This is a genomic window from Streptomyces tamarix, from assembly GCF_032423885.1.
Classification (GTDB): Bacteria; Actinomycetota; Actinomycetes; order Streptomycetales; family Streptomycetaceae; genus Streptomyces; species Streptomyces tamarix.
The window spans coordinates 108,711-128,538 of sequence record NZ_JAWCTQ010000013.1 but is presented as its reverse complement, the minus strand read 5'-3'; the positions used below and the strand labels follow the sequence as shown (position 1 = coordinate 128,538).

At 72.9% G+C, this 19,828-nt stretch carries 19 protein-coding genes; 3 read left to right on the top strand and 16 right to left on the bottom strand.

The features are described from left to right. Nucleotides 1-21: 21 nt before the first annotated feature. The 13 genes from RND61_RS13215 to hrcA form a co-directional block, all read right to left on the bottom strand. Nucleotides 22-738, bottom strand: coding sequence for a hypothetical protein (locus RND61_RS13215; protein WP_315878094.1), 717 nt, complete (start codon nucleotides 736-738; stop codon nucleotides 22-24). Between the two features lie 119 nt (nucleotides 739-857). Continuing rightward, entirely contained in the window at nucleotides 858-1,214 is a 357-nt protein-coding gene (locus tag RND61_RS13210) for an MmcQ/YjbR family DNA-binding protein (RefSeq protein ID WP_315878093.1), read from the bottom strand. Then, nucleotides 1,211-2,518, bottom strand: coding sequence for a hemolysin family protein (locus RND61_RS13205; RefSeq protein ID WP_315878092.1), 1,308 nt, complete (start codon nucleotides 2,516-2,518; stop codon nucleotides 1,211-1,213). Before RND61_RS13205 ends, RND61_RS13210 begins: the two co-directional genes overlap by 4 nt. After that, nucleotides 2,515-3,012: an rRNA maturation RNase YbeY gene (gene ybeY / locus RND61_RS13200; protein WP_315878091.1), complete on the bottom strand. Its 498-nt coding sequence runs from the start codon at nucleotides 3,010-3,012 to the stop codon at nucleotides 2,515-2,517. The genes RND61_RS13205 and ybeY overlap by 4 nt, the downstream gene beginning before the upstream one ends. A gap of 29 nt (nucleotides 3,013-3,041) precedes the next feature. Further along, entirely contained in the window at nucleotides 3,042-4,037 is a 996-nt protein-coding gene (locus RND61_RS13195; protein ID WP_315878090.1) for a PhoH family protein, read from the bottom strand. A gap of 116 nt (nucleotides 4,038-4,153) precedes the next feature. Beyond that, nucleotides 4,154-5,275 carry a carbohydrate kinase family protein gene (locus tag RND61_RS13190; RefSeq protein ID WP_315878089.1) on the bottom strand — a complete coding sequence of 374 codons (1,122 nt, stop codon included), beginning with the start codon at nucleotides 5,273-5,275 and terminating at the stop codon, nucleotides 4,154-4,156. An 82-nt stretch (nucleotides 5,276-5,357) separates the two neighbouring features. Continuing rightward, nucleotides 5,358-6,362, bottom strand: coding sequence for an adenosine deaminase (locus tag RND61_RS13185; protein WP_315878088.1), 1,005 nt, complete (start codon nucleotides 6,360-6,362; stop codon nucleotides 5,358-5,360). A gap of 11 nt (nucleotides 6,363-6,373) precedes the next feature. Beyond that, complete coding sequence (locus RND61_RS13180; protein ID WP_315878087.1) at nucleotides 6,374-7,279, bottom strand: ribonuclease Z; 906 nt, start codon at nucleotides 7,277-7,279, stop codon at nucleotides 6,374-6,376. A gap of 5 nt (nucleotides 7,280-7,284) precedes the next feature. Continuing rightward, nucleotides 7,285-7,644, bottom strand: coding sequence for a histidine triad nucleotide-binding protein (locus RND61_RS13175; protein ID WP_315878086.1), 360 nt, complete (start codon nucleotides 7,642-7,644; stop codon nucleotides 7,285-7,287). 67 nt (nucleotides 7,645-7,711) lie between these two features. Then, nucleotides 7,712-8,455 carry a 16S rRNA (uracil(1498)-N(3))-methyltransferase gene (locus RND61_RS13170; RefSeq protein ID WP_315878085.1) on the bottom strand — a complete coding sequence of 248 codons (744 nt, stop codon included), beginning with the start codon at nucleotides 8,453-8,455 and terminating at the stop codon, nucleotides 7,712-7,714. Then, on the bottom strand, nucleotides 8,452-9,525 hold the full coding sequence (locus RND61_RS13165; RefSeq protein WP_315878084.1) for a nitronate monooxygenase: 1,074 nt from the start codon (nucleotides 9,523-9,525) through the stop codon (nucleotides 8,452-8,454). The genes RND61_RS13170 and RND61_RS13165 overlap by 4 nt, the downstream gene beginning before the upstream one ends. An 87-nt stretch (nucleotides 9,526-9,612) precedes the next feature. Then, the gene (gene dnaJ / locus RND61_RS13160; protein WP_315878083.1) at nucleotides 9,613-10,752 is read right to left on the bottom strand and encodes a molecular chaperone DnaJ; all 1,140 of its coding nucleotides are present in this window, start codon (nucleotides 10,750-10,752) and stop codon (nucleotides 9,613-9,615) included. Beyond that, nucleotides 10,753-11,769, bottom strand: coding sequence for a heat-inducible transcriptional repressor HrcA (hrcA, locus tag RND61_RS13155; RefSeq protein ID WP_315878082.1), 1,017 nt, complete (start codon nucleotides 11,767-11,769; stop codon nucleotides 10,753-10,755). A gap of 195 nt (nucleotides 11,770-11,964) precedes the next feature. Between hrcA and RND61_RS13150 the strand changes: the two genes are divergently transcribed. Beyond that, nucleotides 11,965-12,699 (top strand): MBL fold metallo-hydrolase, encoded by a 735-nt coding sequence (locus RND61_RS13150; RefSeq protein WP_315878081.1) that lies wholly within the window; start codon nucleotides 11,965-11,967, stop codon nucleotides 12,697-12,699. 10 nt (nucleotides 12,700-12,709) lie between these two features. Then, complete coding sequence (locus tag RND61_RS13145; RefSeq protein ID WP_315878080.1) at nucleotides 12,710-13,513, top strand: DUF3097 domain-containing protein; 804 nt, start codon at nucleotides 12,710-12,712, stop codon at nucleotides 13,511-13,513. A gap of 66 nt (nucleotides 13,514-13,579) precedes the next feature. Here RND61_RS13145 and hemW read toward each other — a convergent pair whose 3' ends face one another. The 3 genes from hemW to lepA all read right to left on the bottom strand — a co-directional run bounded on the left by hemW (nucleotide 13,580) and on the right by lepA (nucleotide 19,108). Further along, the gene (hemW, locus tag RND61_RS13140) at nucleotides 13,580-14,821 is read right to left on the bottom strand and encodes a radical SAM family heme chaperone HemW (RefSeq protein WP_315878079.1); all 1,242 of its coding nucleotides are present in this window, start codon (nucleotides 14,819-14,821) and stop codon (nucleotides 13,580-13,582) included. 197 nt (nucleotides 14,822-15,018) lie between these two features. Beyond that, entirely contained in the window at nucleotides 15,019-16,908 is a 1,890-nt protein-coding gene (locus RND61_RS13135; protein WP_315878078.1) for an AMP-dependent synthetase/ligase, read from the bottom strand. A 331-nt stretch (nucleotides 16,909-17,239) separates the two neighbouring features. Beyond that, nucleotides 17,240-19,108 (bottom strand): translation elongation factor 4, encoded by a 1,869-nt coding sequence (gene lepA / locus RND61_RS13130; RefSeq protein ID WP_315878077.1) that lies wholly within the window; start codon nucleotides 19,106-19,108, stop codon nucleotides 17,240-17,242. 218 nt (nucleotides 19,109-19,326) lie between these two features. Between lepA and rpsT the strand changes: the two genes are divergently transcribed. Then, nucleotides 19,327-19,593, top strand: coding sequence for a 30S ribosomal protein S20 (gene rpsT, locus RND61_RS13125; protein WP_315878076.1), 267 nt, complete (start codon nucleotides 19,327-19,329; stop codon nucleotides 19,591-19,593). The last annotated feature ends 235 nt before the right edge of the window (nucleotides 19,594-19,828 follow it).

The following is a 19,828-nucleotide window of genomic DNA, read 5'->3' as shown; positions in this document are numbered from 1 at the left end:
CCGCCCCGTGCGTCAGGAGCCTCAGCCCTGGGCGCCCTTGGCGAACTTGTCGCCGCCGCGCTCGGCCAGGTCCTCGAAGGCCGAGTGGTCCGGCTTCTCGCCCATCGGGACGTACGCCAGGCGCGTCATGCCGGCGCCCTGGCGGGCGACCAGCACGTCGGACTCCAGCTTCATGCCGATCTGCGGGATGTCCATGACGAGCCGAAGGCCGACGGCCTCCTCGCCGACCTGCGGGACGGTCAGCTTCTCGGTGGTGATCGTCATCTTCTCGCCGTCCTGGACGGTCGTGAAGGTCGCGCACGGGCCGACGGCGTCGGCCACGCTCTTCACGAACGCCGTCGCGGCGGCGCCGTCGGAGTAGGTGAAGATCTGCTGGGCGAGGGCCGCGCTGTCGCCCTCGCGGGCGAAGTCGCGGTTCCCGCCCATCGTGGCGCCCTCGATCTTGTCGGACATCAGCAGCGCCAGCGGCTGGCACTCGGGCTTCTCCGCCTTCGGCTGGTCCTCCGAGGCGGCGGTCGCCTCGACCTTCCAGCCGGCCGGCAGGTCGGCGACCTCCAGGAGGCCCGCCTTCATCTGCGCCTCGGTCAGCGGGACCGCGGGCTTCTGCTCGGCGCTGCTGCCGCTCTCGGCGGCCTTCGGCTTGTCGTCCTTCTCGGACGAGCCGCCGCACGCGGCGGTCAGGAACAGGGCGGACGTGGTGAGCGCCACCACGGCGCCACGGTGCATACGGATACGCATGAGAGCGTGACTCCCCATCAGTAGTGATTCCGGGGAGCAAACGGTTTCCCCCCCTCCCCACCCTCGCGGGCCGCAGTGAGGATAGCCCCCACCGGCGGGATTCGGCCGCCGATATATCTTTACGGGCGGTCCAGGCGCAGGCGCGCGGCCCTGGGGAGGCCGGCGACGACCAGGTCGTAGGAGTCCTCGACCAGTTCGCGGACCAGGGCGGCGGGGAGGGCGGGGACCGTGACCGTGTTCCAGTGGCGCTTGTTCATGTGGTAGCCGGGGGCGACGGCGTCCGGGTGCTCGGCGCGCAGGCGGACCGCGTTCTCCGGCTCGCACTTGAGGTTCACGGCGAGCGGCCGGGCGTCGAGCGCGCTGAGCGCGAACATCTTCCCCGCGACCTTGAAGACCGAGGTCTCCGGGCCGAAGGGGAACTCCTCCACCGCGGCCTCGAAGCCCAGGCAGAACGCCCTGAGTTGCTCCGGGGTCACGCGGCCTCGTCCTCCGGCTCCTCCGGCTCCTCCGGCGACACCGGCTCCGCCAGCACGGTCACGATCTTGTTGCGGCGGCCCGCCGGGGACTCGGCCGTCAGCCGCAGCGCCCGCCCGTCGGGCAGGTCGACCACGGCCGTCGCCCCGGCGATCGGGACGCGGCCGAGCGCCTTGGCGAGGAGCCCGCCGACCGTCTCCACGTCCTCGTCGTCGTACGCGTCGAGCCCGAACAGCTCGCCGAGGTCGCCGATGTCGAGGCGGGCCGTCACCCGGTAGCGGCCCTCGCCGAGCTCCTCGACGGGCGGCAGCTCGCGGTCGTACTCGTCGGTGATCTCACCGACGATCTCCTCCAGGATGTCCTCGATGGTGACGATCCCGGCCGTGCCCCCGTACTCGTCGATGACCACCGCGCAGTGGTTGCGCTCCTGCTGCATCTCGCGCAGCAGGTCGCCGGCGTTCTTGGTGTCCGGCACGAACGTCGCCGCCCGCATCGCCGTGGACACCAGGTCGGACTCCGCCTCCCGGTTGATGTGCGTCTTGCGGACCAGGTCCTTCAGGTACACGATGCCGACCACGTCGTCCTCGCTCTCCCCGGTGACCGGGATGCGCGAGAAGCCCGAGCGCAGCGCGAGGGTGAGGGCCTGCCGGACGGTCTTGTACCGCTCGATCGACACCAGGTCCGTGCGCGGCACCATCACCTCGCGGACCAGCGTGTCGCCCAGCTCGAAGACGGAGTGCACCATGCGGCGCTCCTCGTCCTCGATGAGGGACTCCTGCTCCGCCAGGTCGACCATGGCGCGCAGCTCCGCCTCGGACGCGAACGGCCCCTTGCGGAAGCCCTTGCCGGGGGTGAGCGCGTTGCCGATGAGGATCAGCAACTGCGGCACCGGCCCCATGACGCGGGCCAGCGGCAGCAGCACGTACGCCGCCGCCGTCGCCGTGTTCAGCGGGTGCTGGCGGCCGATCGTGCGCGGCGAGACGCCGACGGCGACGTACGAGACGAGCACCATCACGCCGATCGCCACGACCAGCGCGCTCCACGTCTCCCGGAACTCCTCCAGGCAGGCGTACGTGACGAGCACGCCGGCGGCCGTCTCGCAGGCGACCCGGACGAGCAGCGCCACGTTCAGGTACCGGGTGGGGTCGGAGGCCACCTGGACGAGCTTGGCCGCGCCGCGCCGCCCGGACCGCACCGCCTCGGCGGCCCGGAAGCCGGAGACGCGTGCGAGGCCCGCCTCCGCGCACGCGGCGAGCCACGCCACCACGATCAGCGCGACCGCCCCCACGACGAGTGGTCCGCTCATGAGACGGTCGGCGCCGGGGAGGGGCCGGTCAGGCCCTTCTCCGCCCGCCAGCCGTCGACGATCGCCGCCTGGAGCCCGAACATCTCGGCCTTCTCGTCGGGCTCCTCGTGGTCGTAGCCGAGGAGGTGGAGCACCCCGTGGACGGTGAGGAGCTGGAGCTCCTCGTCCATGGAGTGCTGCGTGGGCGCCTCGCGGCCCTGCCGCTCGGCCACCTCGGGGCAGAGCACGATGTCACCGAGGAGCCCCTGCGGGGGCTCCTCGTCGTCCTTCGACGGCGGACGCAGCTCGTCCATCGGGAAGGACATGACATCCGTCGGGCCCGGCAGGTCCATCCACTGGATGTGGAGCTGCTCCATCGCCTCGGCGTCCACGACGATCACCGACAGCTCGGACAGGGGGTGGATGCGCATCCGCGCGAGCGCGTAGCGGGCGACGTCGAGGATCGCCTGCTCGTCGACCTCGGTGCCGGACTCGTTGTTGACGTCGATCGACATGGTGCTGTTCGGTCTCTCGCTTCGGATGGTCAGCGCCCGTTCCGGGTGTCGTACTTCTCGTACGCGTCGACGATACGGCCGACCAGCTTGTGCCGTACGACGTCGTGCGACGTGAGGCGGGAGAAGTGGACGTCCGGGACGCCGTCGAGGATGTCCTGCACCTGCCGCAGACCGCTCTTGGTGCCGTTGGGCAGGTCGACCTGGGTCACGTCACCGGTGATGACGATCTTCGATTCGAAGCCGAGCCGGGTCAGGAACATCTTCATCTGCTCGGGGTTCGTGTTCTGCGCCTCGTCGAGGATGATGAACGCGTCGTTGAGCGTCCGGCCGCGCATGTACGCCAGCGGCGCGACCTCGATCGTGCCCGCCGCCATCAGGCGGGGGATCGAGTCGGGGTCGAGCATGTCGTGCAGCGCGTCGTACAGCGGCCGCAGGTACGGGTCGATCTTCTCGTAGAGCGTGCCCGGCAGGAAGCCGAGCCGCTCGCCCGCCTCGACGGCGGGCCGGGTCAGGATGATCCGGTTGACCTGCTTGGACTGCAGGGCCTGGACCGCCTTCGCCATCGCGAGGTAGGTCTTCCCGGTACCGGCCGGGCCGATGCCGAAGACGACCGTGTGCTTGTCGATGGCGTCGACGTACCGCTTCTGGTTGAGCGTCTTGGGGCGGATGGTCCGGCCACGGCTGGAGAGGATGTTCTGGGTGAGGACCTCGGACGGCGTCTCGGCGGCCCCTCCCCCGGTCTCCTCCTTGAGCATGGCGATCGAGCGTTCCACCGCGTCCTCCGTCATGGGCTGCCCCGTGCGCAGCACCAGCATCATCTCGTCGAACAGCCGCTGGATGAGGGCCACCTCGGCGGCCTCTCCCACGGCACTGATCTCATTGCCCCGGACGTGGATGTCGGCGCGGGGGAACGCCCGCTCGATCACACGGAGCAGGGCGTCGCCCGAGCCGAGCACGGTCACCATCGGATGCTTGGCGGGTACGGTGAAGTGGGCTCGTACCTGGTCTGTGGGTAGCTGAGTCATGGGCCGGCTCTCTGGCCTGCGCATACCTCCTGTTGCAGGGTTCTCGCCACTCGACAACCTCTGTACGGTCCAGGGTACGGCGTACGGCTGACAACCCAGAAGGCTTTTCCCCGGCCTCAGGCGGACCGGCGGAACCCGATGGTCGGCACCGCGCGGCGCAGCGGCCACGTCCGGGTGGGCGGGGGCAGCAGCGCGTCGAGGAACCCGTACCGGCGCAGCGCGGCCGGGTCCTGGCCGGGGCAGCCCTGCACGTACTGCCACCAGGCGGCGACCTCGACCCAGCCGGGCGCGGACAGCGACCCGCCGAACTCCTGCACCGACAGCGCGGCCGTCAGCCCGGCGAAGGCCAGCCGGTCGGCGAGCGGCCACCCGGCGAGCGTGCCGGTGACGAACCCGGCCACGAACACGTCCCCCGCGCCGGTCGGGTCCAGCGCGGCGACCTCGATGGCCGGCACCTCGGCCGTCTCGCCCGTGCGGCCGTCCACGGCGTACGCCCCCTCCGCGCCGAGCGTCACCACCGCGAGCGGCACCTTGTCGGCGAGGGCGCGGGCGGCGGCGCGCGGGCAGTCGGTACGGGTGTAGCGCACGGCCTCCTCGGCGTTGGGCAGGAACGCCTCGCAGTGGTCCAGGTCGGGCAGGGCGGCCAGGTCCCACCGGCCGGTCTCGTCCCACCCCACGTCCGCGAAGATCCGCGTCTCGCGGCGGGCCGCCTGCGCCACCCACTCCTCGGAGCGGCCGGGCGCGAGGGAGGCGACGGCGGCACGCGCGCGGGGCGGGCAGGCGGGGACGGAGCCCTCGGGGGGCGGCGCCTCGTGGCCGTGCGACACCATCGTGCGCTCGCCGTCGTACGCCATGGACACCGTCACCGGCGAGTGCCAGCCGGGCACGACGCGCGACCGGGACAGGTCGATGCCCTCGCCCTGTTCGAGCGCGTCCCAGCAGTACTCGCCGTAGTGGTCGTCGCCGAACGCGGCGGCGAGGGAGGTGCGCAGCCCCAGCCGGGTCAGCGCGGTCGCCATGTTGGCGACGCCGCCGGGGCTGGACCCCATGCCGCGCGCCCAGGTCTCCGTGCCCTTCGCCGGGGCGCTGTCGAGGCCGGTGAAGATGATGTCGAGGAAGACCGTGCCGGTCAGGAACACGTCGCAGTCGGGGTCCGCGGGGGTGCGCAGCGTGCCGAGCGGGTCGACACCGGCGGTGTGCTCGTGCTGCTGTCCTTTGAAGGGGTCGGGTGTGGTCACGGCGGGCTCCCGGTCGCGCGGCGCTGACTCCCGCCAGTCTGCCCGATCCGCCGCGCCCCCGGTCCCGGTCCGTCCCCGTCCCTCAGTCGAAGGTGTAGGCGTCGACCTCGGCCAGGTACCGCGCGCGCAGGTCCTCGTCGTGGTCGAGGAACGCCGCCTCGAAGGAATTGCGGGCGAGCCGGCGCAAATCGTCCTCGGTGAGGGCGAGGGCCTCACGGACGGCGTGGAAGGTGTCGCCCACGTATCCGCCGAAGTACGCGGGGTCGTCGGAGTTGACGGTGACCAGCAGCCCGGCGTCCATCATCGCCTTCAGCGGGTGGTCCTCCAGGAGGTCCACGGCGCGCAGCCGGACGTTGGACAGCGGGCACAGCGTGAGCGGCACCCGGTCCCGTACCAGCCGCCGCACCAGCTCCGGGTCCTCCATGGCGCGCAGCCCGTGGTCGATCCGCTCGACGCCGAGGACGTCCAGGGCCTCGCGGACGTACGACGGCGGGCCCTCCTCGCCGGCGTGGGCGACCCTCCGCAGGCCCAGCGCGCCGGCCGCCTCGTACACCTCGCGGAACTTGGCGGGCGGGTGGCCGACCTCCGCCGAGTCGAGCCCGACGCCGGCGATGCGGTCCAGGTACGGCCGCGCGGCGTCGAGGGTCTCCCGCGCGGACTCGGCGGACCGGTCCCGCAGGAAGCACATGATCAGCTGCGTGGTGACGCCGTGCCGCTCCTCGCTGCGCTCCAGCGCCCCGGCGAGGCCCTCGACGACCGTGCCGAGGGGGACGCCACGGTCGGTGTGGGCCTGCGGGTCGAAGAAGATCTCGGCGTGCCGGACGCCCTGCGCGGCGGCCCGCGCGAGGTAGGCGTCGGCTAGCTCGGCGAAGTCGTCCGCGGTGCGCAGGACGGCCATGAGCGCGTAGTACAGGTCGAGGAACGACTGGAGGTCGTCGAACCGGTACGCCCGGCGCAGCTCCTCCGCGGAGGCGTAGGGCAGGTCGACGCCGTTGCGGGCGGCGAGGGCGAAGGCCAGCTCGGGTTCGAGGGTGCCCTCGATGTGGAGGTGGAGTTCCGCCTTGGGGAGGTCTTCGGGGAGGTTCATCGGGGGTGGTCCTAGGGGCGCTTGGGGAGGGGGACGCGGATGAGGTCCTGGGCGACGGTCAGCTCGCCGTCGAACCCGGCCGCGCGGGCCTGCCGCTCGAAGGCGGACGGGTCGCCGTACCGCTGCGAGAAGTGGGTGAGGACGAGGTGCCGGACGCCCGCGTCGCGGGCCGCGGCGGCGGCCTGCCCCGCGGTCAGGTGGCCGTGCTCGACGGCGAGGTCCGTGTCCTCGTCGAGGAACGTCGACTCGATGACGAGCAGGTCGCAGCCCTCGGCGAGCGCGTGGACGCCGTCGCAGAGGCGGGTGTCCATGACGAAGGCGAAGCGCTGGCCGGGCCGTACCTCGCTGACGTCCTCCAGCCGTACCCCGCGCAGGGCGCCCTCCCGCTGGAGGACGCCCACGTCGGGACCCTCGATGCCGTGCGCCGCGAGCCGCTCGGGCAGCATGCGGCGCCCGTCCGGCTCCGTCAGCCGGTAGCCGAACGACTCCACGGGGTGCGACAGGCGGCGTGCCTCCAGCACGTACCCGGGCGTCCGCGCGACGGGCCCGTCGGCGGCGACGGGCGCCTCCACGATGTCGGCGCGCTCGCGGTAGGCGGTGGCGTACCGCAGCCGCTCGAAGAACCGCTGCCCGGACGCCGGGTAGTGGGCGGTGACGGGGTGCGGGACCTGGTCGAGGTTGATGCGCTGGACGACCCCGGCGAGGCCGAGGGAGTGGTCGCCGTGGAAGTGCGTGACGCAGATCCGGTCGATGTCGTGCGCGGCGACCCCGGCGCGCAGCATCTGGCGCTGGGTGCCCTCGCCCGGGTCGAAGAGGATCCCCTCGCCGTCCCAGCGGAGCAGGTAGCCGTTGTGGTTCCGGTGGCGTGTGGGCACCTGGCTTGCGGTGCCCAGCACGACGAGCTCTCGTACGGACACGCGGTCTACCCGGGGGGCCACTCGAGGCCGCGGCCGCCGAGGACGTGGGCGTGCGCGTGGAAGACGGTCTGGCCGGCCCCCGCGCCCGTGTTGAGGACGATCCGGTAGCCGGCGTCGTCGATCTTCTCCTGCGCGGCGACCTCCCCCGCCTCGCGCAGCACGTCGGCGGCGACCTCCGGCGCGGCGGCGGCGAGCGCGGCGGCGTCGGGGTGGTGCTCCTTGGGGATGACCAGCACGTGGGTGGGTGCCTGGGGGTTGATGTCGCGGAACGCGACGGTGGTCTCCGTCTCGCGGACGACGGTGGCGGGCACCTCCCCCGCCACGATCTTGCAGAACAGGCAGTCGCTGCGCGGCTCTCCGGCCATGCTGGCAGCCCTCTCTCGACTCGGACGGCAGATACGTCCGTACCCTATCGCCGCCCGTCGGGCCGGATCAGGACCACCGTCCGGTGCGCCCGAGGAGGAGCGCCGCCGCCGCCGTGCCGGCCGTGGAGGTGCGCAGGACGCTCCGCCCGAGCCGGTACGGCCTGGCGCCGGCCTCCGCGAACACGGCGAGCTCGTCGGGCGCGACGCCGCCCTCGGGGCCGACGACCAGCACGATCTCACCGGTCGCGGGCAGCGGGGCGGTGGCGAGCGGCTCGGCGCCCTCCTCGTGCAGCACGGCCGCGAAGTCGGCGTCAGCGAGCAGCCGGGCCACCGCCTTGGTGCCGGCCGCGTCGGCGACGTCGGGGAAGCGGAGCCTGCGGGACTGCTTGCCCGCCTCGCGGGCGGTGGCCCGCCACTTCGCCAGCGCCTTCAGCCCGCGCTCGCCCCTCCACTGCGTGACGCACCGCGACGCCGCCCACGGCACGACCGCGTCGACACCGGTCTCGGTCATCGTCTCGACCGCCAGTTCGCCCCGGTCGCCCTTGGGGAGTGCCTGGACGACGGTGATGCGGGGCGTGGGCACGGGCTCGTCCCGCACCTCCGCGACGGCCACGTCGAGGCGGTCCTTGCCCTCCACGGCGGCGACGGTGCCGTACGCGCCGCGCCCGGCGCCGTCCGTGAGGACGACCTCCTCGCCGGTCCGCAGCCGGCGCACCGACACGGCGTGCCGCCCCTCCGGCCCGTCCAGGGTGAGCACCGCGCCGGGCGCGGCGGCCGTCAGGTCGTCGGCGACGAAGACGGGGGCGGTCATGACACACCTCTCAGGGCCGGCGCCTCAAGGGCCGACCGGAGTTCGGAACGGAGTACTTCGACGAGCTGCCCGGCGGGCAGCTCCCGGGCCAGCCGGTGGCCCTGGCCGGCCCACAGGGCCATGCCCTGCGGGTCCTTCGCCCTGGCCGCGGCCTTGCGCAGCCCGCTGGTCAGGTGGTGCACCTCGGGGTACGCGGCCGGGGCGTACGGCCCGTGCTCCCGCACGAACCGGTTGACCAGGCCCCGGGCGGGGCGGCCGGAGAAGGCGCGGGTCAGCTCGGTGTGGGTGAACAGCGGGTCCGTCACGGCCCGCTTGTGCAGGGGGTCGGCGCCGGACTCCGGGCAGACCAGGAAGGCGGTGCCGAGCTGCGCGGCCTCGGCGCCCGCCGCGAGGACGGCGGCGATCTGGCCGCCGCGCATCAGGCCGCCCGCGGCGAGCATCGGCAGCCCCACGGCCTCGCGGACCTGGGTGATCAGCGCCAGCAGCCCGGTGCCGGAGCACTCGGTCTCCGGGTCGTCCCGGTGCGTGCCCTGGTGGCCGCCGGCCTCGACGCCCTGCACGCACACGGCGTCGGCGCCGGCCCGCTCGGCGGCCCGCGCCTCGTCGGGGCCGGTGACCGTCACGACGGTCCGGGTGCCCACGCGCGCGAGGGCCGCCACCGTGTCGGGCGCGGGGCAGCCGAACGTGAAGGACACGACCGGCACCGGGTCGTCGAGGAGGATCGCCAGCTTCGCGTCGTAGCCGTCGTCCCGGCCGGCGTCGGGGTCGCCGAGCGGCGTCTCGTACCAGGCGGCCTCACCGGCGAGCTGCTGGCGGTACACCTCGACGGCGGCAGCGTCCGCCTGGCCCGGCTGCGGTATGAACAGGTTCACGCCGAAGGGCCGCGCGGTGAGGCTCCGGAGCTGCTGGACCTCCTGGTACATGCCGTCGGCCGTCTTGTACCCGGCGGCCAGGAAGCCGAGGCCACCGGCCTCGGACACGGCCGCCGCGAGCTGCGGGCACGAGGCGCCGCCCGCCATGGGGGCCTGCACGATCGGGTAGCGGCAGAGATCGGTCAGCGCGGAGGGCATGCACGCATGGTGTCACGCTCCGCGCCCCCGTCGAACCCCCGGCCCCGAGGGTCGGGGCCGGATCCGGCGGCGCGCCGCCGGGGGCCGCTAACGGCCGTTGAACGCGTCCTTCAGCCGCGAGAACAGCCCCTGCTGGCCCGGCGCGAACTGGCCCGTGGGCCGTTCCTCGCCGCGCAGCTTCGCCAGGTCGCGCAGCAGGCGCTCCTGCTCCGCGTCCAGCTTCGTGGGCGTCTGGACCTCGACGTGGACGATCAGGTCGCCGCGCCCGCCGCCGCGCAGGTGCGTGACACCGCGGCCGTGCAGCGGGATCGACTGGCCCGACTGCGTACCGGGCCGGATGTCGACCTCCTCCATGCCGTCGAGCGTCTCCAGCGGCACCTTCGTGCCGAGCGCGCCCGCCGTCATCGGGATCGTCACCGTGCAGTGCAGGTCGTCGCCGCGCCGCTGGAACACCGGGTGCGGCAGCTCGTGGATCTCCACGTACAGGTCGCCCGCCGGGCCGCCGCCGGGGCCGACCTCGCCCTCGCCGGCGAGCTGGATGCGCGTGCCGTTGTCGACGCCGGCCGGGATCTTGACCGTGAGCGTCCGCCGGGACCGCACCCGGCCGTCGCCCGCGCACTCGGGGCACGGCGTCGGCACGACCGTCCCGAAGCCCTGGCACTGCGGGCACGGGCGGGACGTCATGACCTGGCCCAGGAAGGACCGCGTCACCTGCGACACCTCGCCGCGGCCGCGGCACATGTCGCACGTCTGCGCCGAGGTGCCCGGCGCGGCGCCCTCACCCGAGCACGTCGCGCACACGACGGCCGTGTCGACCTGGATCTCCTTCGTCGTGCCGAAGGCCGCCTCGTCGAGCTCGACCTCCAGCCGGATCATCGCGTCCTGGCCGCGGCGGGTGCGCGACCGCGGGCCGCGCTGGGACGCCGTGCCGAAGAAGGCGTCCATGATGTCGGAGAAGTTCCCGAAGCCGCCCGCGCCGAAGCCCGCGCCCGCGCCGGCCCCGCCGGACGACGACAGGGGGTCGCCGCCGAGGTCGTAGACCTGCTTCTTCTGCGGGTCCGACAACACCTCGTACGCGGCGTTGATCTCCTTGAACCGCTCCTGCGTCTTCGGATCGGGGTTGACATCCGGGTGCAGCTCGCGGGCGAGCCGCCGGAATGCCTTCTTGATCTCGTCCTGGGACGCGTCGCGGCGCACGCCGAGTACGGCGTAGTAGTCCGTGGCCACTTACGACTCCGCCAGGATCTGTCCGACGTAACGTGCCACTGCGCGTACCGCTCCCATCGTTCCGGGGTAGTCCATGCGGGTCGGTCCGACCACGCCGAGTTTGGCGACCGCCTCGTCGCCCGAACCGTAGCCGACCGCGACGACGGACGTGGAGTTCAGCCCCTCGTGGGCGTTCTCGTGGCCGATGCGCACGGTCATGGCCGGGTCCGTCGCCTCACCGAGCAGCTTGAGGAGCACGACCTGCTCCTCCAGCGCCTCCAGCACGGGCCGGATGGTGAGCGGGAAGTCGTGTCCGAAGCGCGTGAGATTGGCGGTCCCGCCGATCACCAGGCGCTCCTCGGTCTCCTCCACCAGCGTCTCCAGCAGCGTGGAGAGCACCGTGGAGACCGTCCCGCGGTCCTCCGGGTCGAAGGACTCCGGGAGGTCCTGCACCAACTGCGGCACGTCGGCGAACCGCCGGCCGGCGACCTGGCTGTTCAGCCGGGCGCGCAGGTCGGCGACGGAGGTCTCGCCGAACGGGGCGGGGCAGTCGACCATGCGCTGCTCCACCCGCCCGGTGTCCGTGATCAGGACGAGCATCAGCCGGGCCGGGGCCAGCGACAGCAGCTCGACGTGGCGCACGGTCGACCGGGTCAGCGACGGGTACTGCACGACCGCGACCTGGCGGGTCAGCTGGGCCAGTAGCCGGACCGTGCGCCCCACGACGTCGTCCAGGTCCACCGCGCCGTCCAGGAAGTTCTGGATGGCCCGGCGCTCAGGCGGCGACAGCGGCTTGACTCCGGCGAGCTTGTCGACGAAGAGGCGGTAGCCCTTGTCCGTGGGGATGCGTCCGGCGCTGGTGTGGGGCTGGGCGATGAACCCCTCCTCCTCCAGCACCGCCATGTCGTTGCGCACGGTGGCCGGCGACACGCCCAGGTTGTGGCGCTCGGTGAGCGCCTTGGAGCCGACGGGCTCCTCCGTACCGACGTAGTCCTGAACGATCGCGCGCAGCACCTCGAGTCTGCGTTCACTGAGCACGGCGCGCACCTCCAGCTGGCTCCGGTCGGCTGACGTCTGCTGGCACTCGCCGTGTCCGAGTGCCAATCATCCCCGCGGCCAGTGTACGGCGCCGAGGTCAATGCCTGGCAAGGGCGGCGTGGGGAGCGCGGCGGTGCCCGGCGGCCGATCACCGTATCGCGCGCCGGCCGCGGGCATTGCCGATAGCGTCGCGGTATGGACGTCGGTTGGGAAGAGTTCGGGTGGGAGCGGCTCGCGGCCGGGGTGGGCCGCAGGCGGCTCCCCGGCTGGGACGCCACGGTCGGACTGGTCGTCGGGGACGGGGCCGCCCTGCTGTTCGACGCGGGTTCCACGCTGCGGGAGGGCGCGGAGATCCGCGCCCAGGTCCAGGGGCTGCTGGGCGGGCGGCGCGTGACGCACATCGCACTGAGCCACTCGCACTTCGACCACGTGCTGGGTGCCGCCGCCTTCGCGGGCGCACAGGTGTTCGGTGCCGTGGGTCTGGACGAGGTGCTGACGCGGGAGCGGGACGCGCTGCGGGCGGACGCCGTGCGGGAGGGCGTCGCCGAGGACGAGGCGGGCGAGGCCGTGGACGTCCTGGTGCACCCGCACCACCTCGTGTGCGGCGAGTGGACGCTCGACCTGGGCGGCCGGCAGGTACTGCTGGTGAACGCGGGCCCCGGGCACACCGGCCACGACCTGGCGCTGCTGGTGCCGGGCGCGGCGGACGGCACGCCCGGGGTGGTGTTCTGCGGGGACCTGGTGGAGGAGTCGGGCGAGCCCCAGGCGGGCCCGGACGCGATCCCGTCGCGCTGGCCGGCCGCGCTGGACCGGCTGCTGGAGCTGGGCGGGGAGGGCGCGGCGTACGTGCCGGGGCACGGCGCGGTGGTGGACGCCGCGTTCGTACGCGCCCAACGGGAGGAGCTGGCCCGCAGGTTCGCTGTGTCGTAGCGTCTGGCGCATGCGCGCCTACGACCCCGACCTGACCCCGCGGTGGAAGAAGCAGGCCCCCGTGCCGGAGGTGCCCGCCGGGCCCGACCTGGTGGTCGAGGAGGCCGCCACCGGGTTCTGCGGGGCGGTGGTGGGGTGCGAGGCGGGCACGGTGACGCTGGAGGACCGCTTCGGCAGGCACCGGGTCTTCCCGCTCGTGCCGCGCGGCTTCCTGCTGGAGGGCCGTCCGGTGACGCTGGTCCGCCCGGCCGCCCCCGCGCCGGCGCGGCCGGCCCGCACGGCGTCCGGGTCGGTCGCCGTGCCGGACGCGCGGGCGCGGGTGGCGCGGGCGGGACGGATCTACGTGGAGGGCCGCCACGACGCCGAGCTGGTGGAGAAGGTGTGGGGCGACGACCTGCGCGTCGAGGGCGTCGTCGTGGAGTACCTGGAGGGCGTCGACGACCTGCCGGCGGTCGTCCGCGACTTCCGGCCCGGCCCCGACGCCCGCCTCGGGGTGCTGGTGGACCACCTGGTGCCGGGGTCGAAGGAGTCGCGGATCGCCGCGTCGGTCACGGATCCGCACGTCCTGGTGGCGGGGCACCCGTACGTCGACGTGTGGCAGGCCGTGAAGCCGTCGTCGCTGGGCATCCCGGCCTGGCCGGCCGTGCCGCGCGGCCAGGACTGGAAGACGGGCGTGTGCCGGGCCCTGGGCTGGCCCGAGGACACCGGCGCGGCCTGGCGCCGCATCCTGGGCCGGGTCCGGTCGTACAAGGACCTGGAGCCGGCGCTGCTGGGCCGGGTGGAGGAACTGATCGACTTCGTGACGGCGCCGTAGCGCCCGCCCGCGCGGCGCCCCTCAGCCCGCTCGGTCCACCCAGTCCGCTAGGTCTCCTCAGTCCCCTCAGTCCACCAGGTCCCGCACCACCGCGTCCGCGAGGAGCCGCCCGCGCAGGGTCAGGACGGCGCGCCCCTCCCCGTACGGGGCGGGGTCGAGCAGCCCGTCGCGCACGGCGCGCGCGGCGGCGGCCAGGCCCGCCGGGCGCAGCAGCGACAGGGGGATGCCCTCCCGGAGCCGCAGCTCCAGCAGGACGCGCTCGACGCGGCGGTCCTCCTCCGTCAGGACCTCCCGCCCGGCGCCCGGCGAGCGGCCCCCGGCGAGGGCGGCGGCGTAGGCGCCGGGGTGCTTCACGTTCCACCAGCGGACGCCGCCGACGTGGCTGTGCGCGCCGGGCCCGGCGCCCCACCAGTCGGCGCCGCGCCAGTACAGCTCGTTGTGGAGGCAGCGGCCCGCCTCGGAGGCGGCCCAGTTCGACACCTCGTACCAGTGGAACCCGGCCTCCGCGAGGACGGAGTCCGCGATCAGGTACCGGTCGGCGTGCACGTCGTCGTCGGTCATCGGGACCTCGCCGCGCCGAATGCGGTGGGCGAGCCGGGTGCCCTCCTCGACGATCAGGGCGTACGCGGAGACGTGGTCGGGTCCGGCGCCGATCGCGGCGTCGAGGGAGGCCCGCCAGTCGTCGTCGCTCTCGCCGGGGGTGCCGTAGATCAGGTCGAGGTTGACGTGGTCGAAGCCGGCGGCGCGGGCCTCGGCGACGCACGCCTCGGGGCGGCCGGGGGTGTGGGTGCGGTCGAGGACCTCCAGGACGTGCCGCCGGGCGCTCTGCATGCCGAAGGAGACGCGGTTGAAGCCGCCCTCGCGGAGCGCGGCCAGGTACGCCGGGTCGACCGAGTCCGGGTTGGCCTCCGTGGTGATCTCGGCGTCGTCCGCGAGGCCGAACTCGTCCCGGACGGCGCCGAGCATGCGGACGAGGTCCTCGGCGGCGAGCAACGTGGGCGTGCCGCCGCCGACGAAGACCGTCCGCACGGGGCGGGGGTCGTCGCCGAGGACCTTGCGGGCGAGCCGGACCTCGTCGACGAGGGTCGCCGCGTAGTTGTCGCGGGAGGCGAGGACGCCGCCGGAGCCGCGCAGTTCGGTGGCGGTGTAGGTGTTGAAGTCGCAGTAGCCGCAGCGGGTCGCGCAGTACGGCACGTGCAGGTAGAACCCGAGCGGCCGCTCCGCGCGCCCGTCGAGGGCGGACGGGGGCAGGGCCCCGTCCTCGGGCACGGGCTCACCATCGGGCAGTACGGAAGGCATGGGGTCCATTGTCCGTCACCGCCGCGGTGCGCGGCGCGGCGGCGGACGGGGCCCGCCGGTCCCGCCCACATCGGCCACCGGTCCCGCCGGCCGCCGGTCGGCGCGGGCGGGACCGGCGGGTGGGGTCGGCGGACGGGACCGGCAGGTGGGCGGGGCCGGCGGACGGGATCAGCGGGCGGGAACGCGGCGGGCGGGGCCGGGGGCGGTCAGGCCTCGCGGGCTCCCTCGTACATCTCCTCGATGAGGTCCTTGTACTCGCGCTCCACCACGGGCCGCTTCAGCTTGAGGCTCGGCGTCAGCTCGCCGTGCTCCACGTCGAGGTCGCGCGGGAGCAGCCGGAACTTCTTGACCGTCTGCCAGCGCTGCAGGCCCTCGTTGAGACGGTCCACGTACCCCTGGACCATCTCCTCGACCTGCCGCGTCGCGACCAGCTCGGCGTACGGGCGGTCACCGAGGCCGTGCTCCCGCGCCCAGCCCCGGAGCGCCGCCTCGTCGAGCGCGATGAGGGCGCTGCAGTAGTTCCGGTCGGCTCCGAGGACGACGATGTTGGAGACGAACGGGCACAGCGCCTTGAAGTGGCCCTCGATCTCCGTCGGCGCGATGTACTTGCCGCCGGACGTCTTGAACAGGTCCTTCTTCCGGTCGGTGATCTTCAGGTAGCCGTCGGCGGACAGCTCGCCGATGTCCCCCGTGTGGAACCAGCCGTCCGGCTCCAGCACCTCGGCGGTCTTCTCGGGGAGCTTGTGGTAGCCCTGCATGATGCCGGGGCCGCGCAGCAGGATCTCGCCGTCGTCCGCGATGCGCACCTCGCAGCCGGGCAGCGGCTTGCCGACCGTGCCGGTGCGGTACGCCTCGCCCGGGTTCACGAAGGAGGCGGCGGACGACTCCGTCAGTCCGTACCCCTCCAGGATGTGGATGCCGGCGCCGGAGAAGAAGTAGCCGATCTCCGGGGCGAGCGCGACGGAGCCGGACACGGCGGCGCGCAGCCGCCCGCCGAACGCCGTGCGCAGCTTGGAGTACACGAGCGCGTCCGCGACCCGGTGCTTCGCGGCGAGGCCCAGGGGCGCCTTCGCCTGGCCGGTGCGGCGGAAGGAGTCCTGGGTGGCCCTGGCGTAGTCGCGGGCGACGCCGGCCGCCCACTGGAAGATCTTGTACTTGGCGGGGCCGCCGTCCCGGGCCTTCGCGGCGACGCCGTTGTAGACCTTCTCGAAGATGCGCGGCACGGCCGCCATGTACGTCGGCTGGACGACCGGCAGGTTCTCGATGATCTTGTCGATGCGGCCGTCGACGGCGGTGACGTGGCCGACCTCGATCTGCCCGGAGGTCAGCACCTTGCCGAAGACGTGGGCGAGCGGCAGCCACAGGTACTGCACGTCGTCGTCGCGGACCAGCCCGGTCGCGGCGATGGCCTTCGCCATGTACGACCAGTTGTCGTGCGGAAGGCGCACGCCCTTGGGACGGCCCGTGGTGCCGGAGGTGTAGATGAGGGTGGCGAGCTGGTCGGCGGTGATCGCCTCGACCCGCTCCCGGACCGCCTCGGGGTGCTTCTCCAGGTACGCCCTGCCGCGCTCCTCCAGGTCCGCGAGGGACAGCACCCAGCCGTCCGGGTCGCCGTCGGCGGGCACCGCCGCCGCCGCGTCGATCACCACGACGTGGTGGAGTTCCGGCAGGTCGGCGCGGCGCTCCCGGGCCTTCGCGAGCTGGGCGGCGTCCTCGGCGATCAGGACGCGGCTCTCGGAGTCGGCGAGGATGTACGCGGACTCCTCGGCGTTGGTCTGCGGGTAGACGGTGGTCGTGGCCGCCCCGGCGCACATGACGCCGAGGTCGCACAGGATCCACTCGACGCGTGTGGCGGAGGCGAGGGCGACGCGCTCCTCGGGCCGGACGCCGAGGTCGACGAGCCCGGCGGCGATCGCGTACACCCGGTCCGCGGCCTGGGCCCAACTGAGCGACTTCCAGCCGTCGGGTCCCTGGCCGGCGGGGGACGGCACCGGGTAGCGGTACGCCTCGGCGTCCGGGGTCTTCGCCACCCGCTCGAGGAAGAGGCTCGCCACCGAGGGCGGACGGTTCTCGATCAGGGTCTGTGTGTCGCTCACGGGCGTCCTCCGGCGGGCCTGGCAGGTGCCGCGCGCACGGCGCGCGGGCGCTTCGCTGCTGCGGGAAAAGCGGGTCGACGGCTGGCTGTTTAACTCGCGAGTAACCACCGAGCGGGATCAGGTTAGAACGCCGCCGTCCGCTGCGTAAGGGGCTGCGGACGCGCGATTCATACCCGGTTCATAACGACTGCGGGCCTTTCGTGAAAAGGCGGAGGCGCCCGTCCGTCATCCGGACGGGCGCCTCCGCGCGGCGGAACGCCGAGGTGAGCGGCTCACCGGGGGCTCGACGAGCGGCGTGCCGGGCGGCGCGTCGAGCGGCCGGGGCACCGGGCTACTTCTTGCCCTTGCCCCCGGACTCGTCGCTGGACAGCACCGCGATGAAGGCCTCCTGCGGGACCTCCACGGAGCCGACCATCTTCATCCGCTTCTTGCCCTCCTTCTGCTTCTCCAGCAGCTTCCGCTTGCGGGAGATGTCACCGCCGTAGCACTTGGCGAGGACGTCCTTGCGGATGGCGCGGATCGTCTCGCGGGCGATGACGCGGGAGCCGATCGCGGCCTGGACGGGCACCTCGAACGCCTGCCGCGGGATGAGCTCCTTCAGCTTGGCGACGAGCCGCACGCCGTACGCGTACGCCTGGTCCTTGTGCGTGATGGCGGAGAAGGCGTCGACCTTGTCGCCGTGGAGCAGGATGTCGACCTTGACCAGGGAGCTGTTCTGCTCGCCGGTGGGCTCGTAGTCGAGGGACGCGTAGCCGCGGGTCTTGGACTTCAGCTGGTCGAAGAAGTCGAAGACGATCTCGGCGAGGGGCAGCGTGTAGCGGATCTCGACGCGGTCCTCGGAGAGGTAGTCCATGCCGAGGAGGGTGCCGCGGCGGTTCTGGCACAGCTCCATGATCGAGCCGATGAACTCGGACGGCGCGAGGATCGTGGCGCGGACGACCGGCTCGTACACCTCGCTGATCTTGCCCTCGGGGAACTCGCTCGGGTTGGTGACGACGTGCTCGCCGCCGTCCTCCATGACGACCCGGTAGACCACGTTCGGTGCCGTGGCGATCAGGTCGAGGCCGAACTCGCGTTCCAGGCGCTCGCGGATCACGTCGAGGTGGAGCAGCCCGAGGAAGCCCACGCGGAAGCCGAAGCCGAGGGCCGCGGAGGTCTCCGGCTCGTACACCAGGGCGGCGTCGTTGAGCTGGAGCTTGTCGAGGGCGTCGCGCAGCTCCGGGTAGTCCGAGCCGTCCAGCGGGTAGAGGCCGGAGAACACCATCGGCTTGGGGTCCTTGTAGCCGCCGAGGGCCTCCTGGGCGCCCTTGGAGTGGCTGGTGATCGTGTCGCCCACCTTGGACTGGCGGACGTCCTTCACGCCGGTGATCAGGTAGCCCACCTCGCCCACGCCGAGGCCGTCGGCGGCGAGCATCTCCGGCGAGTTGGTGCCGATCTCCAGCAGCTCGTGGGCGGCGCCGGTCGACATCATGCGGATGCGCTCGCGCTTGTTGAGCTGGCCGTCGATGACCCGGACGTAGGTGACGACGCCGCGGTACGAGTCGTAGACCGAGTCGAAGATCATCGCGCGGGCGGGGGCGTCGGCGACGCCGACCGGGGCCGGGATGTCCCTGACGACGCGGTCGAGGAGCGCCTCGACGCCCAGGCCCGTCTTCGCCGAGACGCGCATCACGTCGTCGGGCTCGCAGCCGACCAGGTTCGCCAGCTCCTCGGCGAACTTCTCCGGCTGGGCGGCCGGAAGGTCGATCTTGTTGAGGACCGGGACGATGGCGAGGTCGTTCTCCATCGCCAGGTACAGGTTGGCGAGGGTCTGCGCCTCGATGCCCTGGGCCGCGTCGACGAGGAGGATCGTGCCCTCGCAGGCGGCGAGGGAGCGCGACACCTCGTACGTGAAGTCCACGTGGCCCGGGGTGTCGATCATGTTGAGGATGTGGGTCCTGCCCTGCAGCTCACCCTCGGTGGGTGCCCAGGGCAGCCGAACGGCCTGGGACTTGATGGTGATGCCGCGCTCGCGCTCGATGTCCATGCGGTCGAGATACTGAGCGCGCATCTGCCGCTGCTCGACCACACCGGTCAGCTGGAGCATCCGGTCGGCAAGGGTCGACTTGCCGTGGTCGATGTGCGCGATGATGCAGAAGTTGCGGATCAGTGCCGGGTCGGTACGGCTCGGCTCGGGCACGTGGGTAGGGGTCGCGGGCACGCAGGGTCCTGATTCTCGAGACGCCCGGGCGTACGCCGGTGTCTCTGCTCGGGTCGACGTCGGATCGATACGTAGGTTCCATGGTCCCACGGACGGGGACGGGCGCTCGGTTTGGGCCGCTCGAAGCGCTGCTGGTAGCCTGGGCAGCTGTGTCTCGTGGCCCTCTCAGCAGCGTGGCACACATCGAGGAATCCTTACGAACCTGAAAAGGCTCTTTCGTGGCGAACATCAAGTCCCAGATCAAGCGGAACAAGACGAACGAGAAGGCGCGCCTGCGCAACAAGGCCGTCAAGTCGTCGCTCAAGACCGCGATCCGCAAGGCCCGTGAGGCCGCCGCCTCCGGCGACGTCGAGAAGGCCACCGTGGCCACTCGCGAGGCGTCCCGCAAGCTGGACAAGGCCGTCTCCAAGGGCGTCATCCACAAGAACGCCGCCGCCAACAAGAAGTCGGCGCTGGCGTCCAAGCTGGCTGCCCTGCAGGGCTGAGCTCCTGTAGTCCCGGGGACGTCGTCCCCGGAACCGGCCGGATCCCCACGGGCATGCGCCCCGGGGTGACGGACCGGACGACTTGATCGCCGGAAGGGATCCAAGCGGGCCCTCTCAACCACGCTCCCGCCCGGCACCCCGAGCCCGTACGCGGCCTGCGTTCGCCACGCGGGTACGGGCTCACCTGGAACATCCCGAAGGCCCCGGCCCCCGCTCTTTCCCCAGAACGGGCGCC

Coding starts and splice junctions, on each gene's coding strand:
- RND61_RS13215 (WP_315878094.1), bottom strand. CDS start 738: ATGCGTATCCGTATGCACCGTGGCGCCGTGGTGGCGCTCACCACGTCC.
- RND61_RS13205 (WP_315878092.1), bottom strand. CDS start 2,518: ATGAGCGGACCACTCGTCGTGGGGGCGGTCGCGCTGATCGTGGTGGCG.
- ybeY (WP_315878091.1), bottom strand. CDS start 3,012: ATGTCGATCGACGTCAACAACGAGTCCGGCACCGAGGTCGACGAGCAG.
- RND61_RS13195 (WP_315878090.1), bottom strand. CDS start 4,037: ATGACTCAGCTACCCACAGACCAGGTACGAGCCCACTTCACCGTACCC.
- RND61_RS13185 (WP_315878088.1), bottom strand. CDS start 6,362: ATGAACCTCCCCGAAGACCTCCCCAAGGCGGAACTCCACCTCCACATC.
- RND61_RS13175 (WP_315878086.1), bottom strand. CDS start 7,644: ATGGCCGGAGAGCCGCGCAGCGACTGCCTGTTCTGCAAGATCGTGGCG.
- RND61_RS13170 (WP_315878085.1), bottom strand. CDS start 8,455: ATGACCGCCCCCGTCTTCGTCGCCGACGACCTGACGGCCGCCGCGCCC.
- RND61_RS13165 (WP_315878084.1), bottom strand. CDS start 9,525: ATGCCCTCCGCGCTGACCGATCTCTGCCGCTACCCGATCGTGCAGGCC.
- RND61_RS13150 (WP_315878081.1), top strand. CDS start 11,965: ATGGACGTCGGTTGGGAAGAGTTCGGGTGGGAGCGGCTCGCGGCCGGG.
- RND61_RS13145 (WP_315878080.1), top strand. CDS start 12,710: ATGCGCGCCTACGACCCCGACCTGACCCCGCGGTGGAAGAAGCAGGCC.
- hemW (WP_315878079.1), bottom strand. CDS start 14,821: ATGGACCCCATGCCTTCCGTACTGCCCGATGGTGAGCCCGTGCCCGAG.